Genomic DNA, 7,848 nt, shown 5'->3' with positions numbered 1-7,848 from the left:
GCGCGGGCGCGGGACGACCGCGCCCGCGATCAGGCGCGCCCCCAGGCGCACGCCCAGCGCGAGCACCGCGCTGGACAGGGCGGTGACCAGCGCGCCGGTCACGACCGCGTCACCGAGGGCCGCGTCGCGCTGCGCGCGCGGCCACCCGGCGAGCAGCGTGCGCAGCTCGGGAGCGGTGAGGGAGCCGGCGTAGGGCACCGCCCACCGGTCCCGGCCGGCGACGAGCACCAGCCCGTCGCCGGCCAGCACCACGGCGGACGACCGGCCCCCGGGGGCGACGGCGGTCGCGGTACGGGCGGCGCCGTCGACGACGAGCGCGTGGTCGTCGGTAGTCACGACGACGTCGGCCGCGACGAGCGCACCGTCCTCGACCAGCGTCATGCTGCCGAGCCCGGCCGCGAGCGGGGCGACCCCCGCGGCGAGGTCCGGCGCCCCCCGCACGGTGCCCGCGGCGACGACGGCGAGGTCCAGTGCGGCGACCACGAGCAGCACGGCCACCCAGGGCCGGGGCAGGGCGGTGAGGCGGGCGGCGCGCACCGGGTCAACCCGCGGTGTCGGACGCGGGGTCGAGCACGGTGTCGAACACGGGCGGCAGGTCGACCTCGTACGCCTCCGCGTCGCCGACGCCGCAGTACACCGTGGTCCCGTCGGGACCCGTGACGAGCCCGCCGGGGAACACCACGTCGGCGAGGTCGGGCCGCTTGGCCGGACCGGGCGGCAGGTCGCGGCGCTCGAACAGCACCCGCGGCGCGGTGTGGCTCAGGTCCGTCGGGTCGAGCACGAACGCGACGGGGTAGTAGTGCCGGTCGCCGGCGTCGTCGAACCGCGCGATGTGGGCGAGCAGCCCGAGCGTGCCGTCGGGCAGCGGGACAGCGTGGTTGACGCCGCCCCACTCCTCGGGGAGGAAGAGGTGCTCGAGCCGGGGCGCCGCCTCGACGGCCTCGACCGTGAGCGCCGTGAGCGAGTCCACGACCGTCACGCCGATCCGACCCCGGCCGTCCGCGCCGCCCTGGGGCCGGGTGAGCACCGCGAGCCGGCCGTCCGGCAGGTCGGCGAACCGCAGGTCCTTCATGCCCCACGGCCCGGTGAACGCCGGCTCCGGGCGGGTGACGTCGGCGAGCCGGAGCACGACCGTCCGGTAGCGCAGCGTCTCGCCGCCGTCGGGCCCGACGTCCGGCACCACCTCCACACCGCCCAGGTGCACGGTGCCGCGGTGCTCGACGACGAACGGGTCCTGCAGCGCCGGCCGCGCCGCGCCGGGCAGCGGCGACCACGTCCCGTCCGCGCCGCGGGCGAACAGCACCGTCTCGGAGCGCTCGTCGGCGCGCCGCTCGACGCGGCCGGCGAGCAGCGTCTCGCCGCCCGGCCCGGCGAAGGGCGCCGAGACGTTGTACACGTCGCGGTCACCGACACCGGTGAACCGCAGCCGTCGCGCGGCGGGAGCGGGGGCGGCGGACGCGCGGTGCGCGGGGAGCAGCTGGTCGATGCGGGCGGTGGGGGTCATGGCACGGCCTCTCGCGGTCGGGACGGGGTGGGGCTGGGCGGGCTGGGGCTGGGCGGTCGGATCGGGGCGCGGGAGGGTCACCGGACCGCCTCGGACGCCCGGGACGGCACGAAGTACCGCTGCATCGTGAAGAACAGGACCAGGACCGGGATGACGGAGAGCGTCGTCGCGGCCATCAGCAGGGGCCAGTCGGTCTCGAACTGGCCGCGGAACATGGTCAGGCCGACCTGCACGGTGAACTTCTCGACGTCGTTGAGGTAGATGAGCGGCCCGAGGAACGCGTTCCAGGTCCCCATGAAGGACGTCACGGCGATGGTGACGACGGCGGGGCGGGACATCGGCACGAAGACGCGCCACAGGATCGTCCACCAGCCCGCGCCGTTCAGGTAGGCGGCCTCGGCGAAGTCCCGGGGGATCGCGCGGAAGAACTGGAACAGGAAGAACACGTGCACGGCCTGCCCGCCGAGCGCCGGGAGGACGAGCGGCCAGTAGGTGTTGATCAGCTGCACCCCGAGGGTGTCGCCGACCTGCGCCCAGAAGATGTACCCCGGGACGATGGTGATCTCGCCCGGCAGCATGATCGTGCCGAGCAGGAACAGCAGCAGCGGCTTCTTGCCGCGGAAGTCGAACCGGGCGAAGCCGTAGGCCACGACGATCGACACGAGGACCTCGCCCGCCATGACCGCGACCGTGTACAGGGCGGTGTTGAGGAAGAACCGGGCGAACGGCAGCGCCTCGAACACCTCCCGGTAGTGCCCCCACTGCGGGTCGGTGGGCACCCACTGCGGCGGGATGGCGAAGACGTCCCCGTCGGCCTTGAGCGAGGTCGTCACCATCCAGGCGAACGGCAGCAGCATGGACAGCGCGACCAGCGACAGCGCGACGTGCTTGGCGACCGACCGGTGCCAGGTGCGGCGGCGCTGCTCGCGGCGGCGGGCCGCGGCGGTCGCGAGCACGCGGTCGCGATCGGCGGCGGGGCGGGTCGCCGGTGCGGTGGCGGTCATGACTCCTCGTTCCCGCGGGAGAAGGTCCAGAAGTCGCTGAACCGGAACACCAGCCCGGTCACGGCGAGCACGATGAGCAGGAACACCCAGGACATCGCCGAGGCGTAGCCCATCCGGAAGTGCTCGAACGCGGTGCGGTAGATGTGCAGCATCAGGAAGTTGCCCTCACCGCCGGCGCCGCCGAGGACGTACGCGTCGTTGAACTTCTTGAACGCGCCGATGATCCCCATCACCAGGTTGTAGAAGAGGATCGGGCGCATCAGCGGCAGGGTCACGAACCACAGGCGCGCCCACCAGCCGGCGCCCTGGAGCGTGGCGGCCTCGCCCAGGTCCTTCGGGACCTCGTTGAGGGCGACGAGGTAGGTGAGCATGCCCCCGCCGGCTCCCCAGAGCGCGACCATCGTGTACGACGGCAGGACCCACGCGGGGTCGGTGAGCCAGCCCGGTCCCTGGACGCCGACCACCGCGAGCGCGCCGTTCACGAGACCCGCCGACGGGTCGAGCACCCAGCGCCAGATGAGCCCGACCGCGACACCCGACACCACGGCCGGCAGGTAGTAGACGGTCCGGTACAGGCCGAGCCCGCGCACCCGGCTGTTCAGCACCATCGCGACGGTCAGCGAGGCCGCCATCCCGAGCGGGACGGAGACGACGCCGAACCGGACCGTCACCCAGAGCGAGCGCCAGAACTGCTGGTCGCGGGCGAGCTCGGTGAAGTTCCCGAGCCCGCGCCAGGTGGGGCTGCCGATCACGGGCCAGTCGGTGAGGCTCATCACCAGCGACATCACCATCGGCACGAGGGCGAACACCGCGAAGGCGACGAACCACGGGGCGATGTAGGCGTAGGCCGGGCTGATCCGGCGTCGTCGCGGGCGCGCGGCGACGAGGGCGGCGGCGCGCGCGGCGCGGTCGGCGGCGTCGGGCGGGGGTTCGGGGTCGGGCACGGGGTCCTCCGGTGGGCGTGCGGCGGGTGCCCCGGGACGGTGCCGGTGCTCGGCACCGTCCCGGGACGGAGTGCGGGGGCGTGGGGCGGCGTGCGGCGGCTCAGCGCTCGATGACGGCGCGCATCCGGGCGGCCGTGATCGCGGCGAGCTCGGCGACGTCGCCGACCCCGCGCCCGTCGCCGTCGCTGAGCAGCGGCCCCTCGAGGTCGTCCCAGACGAGGGCGCCGAGCTCGTTCTGCTGCGGGAGGTTGTGGAAGCCGCGTGCGATCTCGGCCGACCGCGTGACCACCTCAACGGCGTAGGCCTTCTGCGGGTTCACGTCGGCGATGTCGCCGACGCGCGAGACGACCGGGGCCGGGATCTTCCAGTCGAACATCGCGTGCGTGAGGTCAGTCAGCGCGTCGACGCCCGCCGCGGTGTCCGTGACGGTCGACGACAGCACCGTGGACGCGGTCCAGTTGAACGTGACCTGGGCGACCGAGCCCGCCGGGATCACCGCCATCCCGACGCGGAACGGCTCGTCGGCCTCGGCGACCTTGCGCTCGATGTCGTCGGCCGCGCCGCCGACGACCATGGCCACGGTCCCGTCGACGAACGCGGACTCGACGCCCCGCGACTGGGCGAGGGCCTGCGGCATCGTGGCCGTCGGGTCGCTGATCAGCGCGTGCGCGCTCTCGAGCCCCGCGACCGTCGCGGGGGAGTCGAGGACGATCTCGCCGGCGGCGTCGACGTAGTCGCCCCCCTCGCCCCACGCGTGCAGGGCGAGGGGCGGGGTCCCGGTCGTGGCGTACCCCCACCGCCCGTCGTCGGTGAGCGCGCGGGCGGTCTCGCGGAACGCGGCCCAGTCCCAGTCGCCGTCCGGCTCGTCCAGCCCGGCCTCGTCGAACCGGTCGGCGTTGTAGTAGACGACGTAGGGCTGCCCGATCCACGGCAGGCCGTACAGGGTGCCGTCGACGGTCGCGGCGTCGAGCGAGCCCGGCAGGTAGTCGTCGAGGTCCACGGCGTCCTCGACCAGGCCGGTGAGGTCGGTGAGCGTGCCGTTCTGCGCGTAGGCGGGCACGTACTCCTGCGACAGCCAGAACAGGTCCGGGGACTGCCGCCCGGCGATCATCGTCTGCAGCTTGGTGTAGTACTCCCCGCCCGGGACGACCATCTGCTCCAGGTGGTACGTGTCCTGCGCGGCGTTGAGCCGGTCCAGGATCGCGTCGAGCTCGTCGGACTCGGTCTCGTTGGCCCAGGTCGCGACCGTGAGGGTGACGGGCCCGTCGGCGGCGGTGCCGTCGGTTCCGGTGCCGCACCCGGCGGCGAGCAGGGCGAGGGCGGCGGTCAGGGGGATGAGGCGCTGGCGCATGGGTCTCCTCGTCGGCGCGCGCGTCGGTGCGCGGCCGGTGGGTGGCGGGTTCGGGCCCGGGCGGACGCTCGTCACCGAGCGCGCCAGGGTCCCGTCGGGCTGCGGCTGAGGGGACTCCACCGGTCCGTCCGAACCGGTTCAGGCGATGCTACTCATGAGGCTCTTTCCCGTGTCAACCCCCGTCCTCGCGCCGCGCTGCGTCACGCGAGCGCGAGGCGCTGAACTGGGGGTTGACACTGATGAGTAGCAGGTTGTCGGATGGATCCGAACCGGTTCGGGTCCGACGAGCCGCCCCTCGACGACGGGAGCCACGATGACGGCGAGCGACCGCCGGCGCGCCACGATCACCGACGTCGCCCGGCGTGCCGGCACCTCCAAGGGCACCGTCTCGATGGTGCTGAACGACCGTCCCGGCGTCGCGCCGGCGACGCGCGCCCGGGTCGTCGCGGCGGTCCAGGACCTCGGGTTCCGCCCGAGCGGCGCGGCGCGTGCGCTGTCGCTGTCCCGGGCCGACGCGATCGGCCTCGTGCTCGCGCGCGTCCCCGCGACGCTGCGGTCCGACTCCTTCTACGCGCCCTTCGTCGCCGGGCTCGAGCAGGGCGTCGGGCACGCCGACTGCGCCGTGCTGCTCCGGTTCGTCGCGGACGAGGCGGCGGAGGCGGCCGCGTACCGCGCACTGGCCGAGGGGCGTCGGGTCGACGGCGTCGTGCTGGCGGACCTCCGCTGCGACGACCCGCGCGTCGACCTGCTCGCGGACCTCGGGCTGCCGACCGTGACGCTGAACCGCCCGGACGTGCCGTCGTCCGCCCCGGCCGTCTGCCACGACGACGTCGGTGCGGTGGAGCAGGTGGTCGCGCACCTCGCGGCGCTCGGCCACCGGCGCACCGCCTACGTCGGCGGCCCGCTGCGGTACCTGCACGCGCGCCGGCGCCGGGACGCCTGGCGCCGCGCGACCCGGGACCACGGGCTGGCGCCGGGCGTCGAGGTCTCCGCCGACTTCACGGCCGAGGGCGGCGCCCGGGCCACGCACGAGCTGCTCGACCTGCGACCCGCGCAGCGACCTACCGCCGTCGTCTACGGCAACGACACGATGGCCGTCGCGGGCACGGTGGTCGCGCAGCACCGGGGCCTGGTGCTGCCGCGCGACCTGTCCGTCGTCGGCTTCGACGACGGCGAGCTGTCCGCCTACGTCCGCCCCTCGCTCACCACGGTCCGCACCGACCCGTTCGCCTGGGGCGAGCAGGCGGCCCGGACCCTCGTCGACCTCGTGCACCTCGGCCCCGACCACGCCGCGGTCCCCACGGACGTGCACCTCGACGCGCCCCGGCTCGTCGTGCGCGACTCCACCGCCCCACCCGCCGCCCACCCCATCGAGGAGACCCGTTGACCCGCCCCGTCCCGTACGCCCTCACGCGGCTGCGCACCCTGATGACGCCCGACCCGCACGACCCCGACGAGGCCGAGGGCGTGCTCAACCCGGCCTCCGGGCGCGGGCCCGACGGCGAGCTGTACCTGCTGCCGCGCCTCGTGGCGCGCGGCAACGTCTCCCGCGTGGGCCTCGCGCGCGTGGTGGTGGCGGACCGGGAGCCCGTCGGCGTCGAGCGCCGGGGCGTGGTCCTCGCGCCGAGCACGCGGTGGGAGAGCGGCGCGCAGAACGCCGGGGTCGAGGACCCGCGCACGACCTGGGTGCCCGACCTCGGCCTGCACGTGATGACGTACGTCGCGTACGGCCCGCTCGGCCCGCGCACCGCGGTGGCCACGTCGCGCGACCTGCGCACGTGGCACCGCCTCGGCCCGCTGCTGTTCCGCCACGACCCGGACCTGGACGTGGACCTCAACCTCTACCCGAACAAGGACGTCGTCCTGGTGCCAGAGGTGGTCCGGGGCCCCGGCGGGCGGCCGTGCTTCGCCGTGCTGCACCGGCCGACCTGGGACCTCGGCCTGGTCCGGCGCGGTGAGCGGGAGTGGCCGCCGTCCACGACCGACGATCCTCGGCCGTCCATCTGGATCGCCTACGCCGACGCCGCCGCGGTGCTGGCGGACCCGTCCGCCCTGACGCTGCTGCACGGCGCGCGCCCCCTCGCCGGGCCCGAGCAGCCGTGGGAGGCGCTGAAGATCGGCGCCGGGCCGGCGCCGCTGCGGGTGCCCGAGGGGTGGCTGCTGCTGCACCACGGGGTGACGGGGCACATCGAGGACCCGTGGTCCGCCGACAACGACGTGCGCTACTGCGCGGGCGCGATGCTGCTGGACGCGGACGACCCCTCCCGGGTCGTGGCACGGACCGAGCAGCCGCTGCTCGAGCCGGAGACCGACGACGAGCGGCACGGCACGGTCGCCGACGTCGTCTTCCCGACCGCCGCGGAGCGGATCGGGGACGACACGTACGTGTTCTACGGGATGGCCGACGCCCGGATCGGCGTCGCCCGCCTCGACCGCGTCCCCGGGGCGGCCTGACGTGCTCCGCCTCGCGAACCCGGTGCGGCACTACCCGTGGGGCTCCACCGACGCGCTGCCGGGGCTCCTCGGGCTGCCGCCCGACGGCCGGCCCTGCGCCGAGATCTGGGTCGGGGCGCACCCGGCGGCGCCGTCGGTCGTGCTCGACCCGCCCGGCAGGGACGGGGCGCCCGGGACGGCCGCGCCGCTGGACGTCCTGGTGCGCGAGCACGCGCCCGGCCTGCTCGGCGCCCGGGTGCGCGACCGGTTCGGCGACCGGCTGCCGTACCTGGTCAAGCTGCTCGCCGCGGTCCGGCCGCTGTCCCTGCAGGTGCACCCCGGTGCCGAGCGGGCCCGGCGTCGGCACGCCGAGGAGGTCGCCGCCGGCGTGCCCGCGGCCGAGCGGCGCTACCCCGACCCGTGGCACAAGCCCGAGCTCCTGGTGGCGCTCGCCCCGACGCTCGCCCTCGCGGGGCTGCGCGAGCCCGACGAGGCCGCGGACCTGCTCGAGAGGCTCCCGGCGCACGGCGGGGAGGCGCTGGTCGACGTGGTCGCCGCGCTGCGGGCGCCGGGGCCGGCCGAGGACCGGCTGCGGCGCGGGCTGCGCCGGGT

8 protein-coding genes are annotated in these 7,848 nt (G+C 75.4%); 3 read left to right on the top strand and 5 right to left on the bottom strand.

Features of this window, described 5'->3' with window-relative positions:
* From EBM89_RS18495 to EBM89_RS18475, 5 genes are all read right to left on the bottom strand, one after another.
* Positions 1-537 (bottom strand): hypothetical protein (locus EBM89_RS18495; RefSeq protein ID WP_147463619.1); only part of this gene is annotated, 537 nt, incomplete at its 3' end.
* 4 nt (positions 538-541) lie between these two features.
* On the bottom strand, positions 542-1,504 hold the full coding sequence (locus EBM89_RS18490; RefSeq protein WP_122151097.1) for a DUF1861 family protein: 963 nt from the start codon (positions 1,502-1,504) through the stop codon (positions 542-544).
* 77 nt (positions 1,505-1,581) lie between these two features.
* Entirely contained in the window at positions 1,582-2,508 is a 927-nt protein-coding gene (locus EBM89_RS18485) for a carbohydrate ABC transporter permease (protein WP_122151096.1), read from the bottom strand.
* Positions 2,505-3,452 carry a carbohydrate ABC transporter permease gene (locus EBM89_RS18480; protein ID WP_122151095.1) on the bottom strand — a complete coding sequence of 316 codons (948 nt, stop codon included), beginning with the start codon at positions 3,450-3,452 and terminating at the stop codon, positions 2,505-2,507. The genes EBM89_RS18485 and EBM89_RS18480 overlap by 4 nt, the downstream gene beginning before the upstream one ends.
* A 100-nt stretch (positions 3,453-3,552) precedes the next feature.
* Positions 3,553-4,803 (bottom strand): ABC transporter substrate-binding protein, encoded by a 1,251-nt coding sequence (locus tag EBM89_RS18475; protein ID WP_122151094.1) that lies wholly within the window; start codon positions 4,801-4,803, stop codon positions 3,553-3,555.
* A gap of 313 nt (positions 4,804-5,116) precedes the next feature.
* Here EBM89_RS18475 and EBM89_RS18470 point away from each other — a divergent pair, with 313 nt between their 5' ends.
* The 3 genes from EBM89_RS18470 to EBM89_RS18460 all read left to right on the top strand — a co-directional run.
* Positions 5,117-6,190: a LacI family DNA-binding transcriptional regulator gene (locus tag EBM89_RS18470; protein ID WP_122151093.1), complete on the top strand. Its 1,074-nt coding sequence runs from the start codon at positions 5,117-5,119 to the stop codon at positions 6,188-6,190.
* On the top strand, positions 6,187-7,257 hold the full coding sequence (locus tag EBM89_RS18465) for a glycoside hydrolase family 130 protein (protein WP_369408670.1): 1,071 nt from the start codon (positions 6,187-6,189) through the stop codon (positions 7,255-7,257). Before EBM89_RS18470 ends, EBM89_RS18465 begins: the two co-directional genes overlap by 4 nt.
* A gap of 1 nt (position 7,258) precedes the next feature.
* A partial coding sequence (locus EBM89_RS18460; protein WP_369408669.1) for a type I phosphomannose isomerase catalytic subunit occupies positions 7,259-7,848 on the top strand: 590 nt, incomplete at its 3' end.

Source organism: Cellulomonas triticagri (assembly GCF_003696205.1).
Lineage (GTDB): Bacteria > Actinomycetota > Actinomycetes > Actinomycetales > Cellulomonadaceae > Cellulomonas > Cellulomonas triticagri.
Note: the sequence above shows the minus strand (reverse complement) of the source record. Positions and strands in the feature narration are given on the sequence as shown.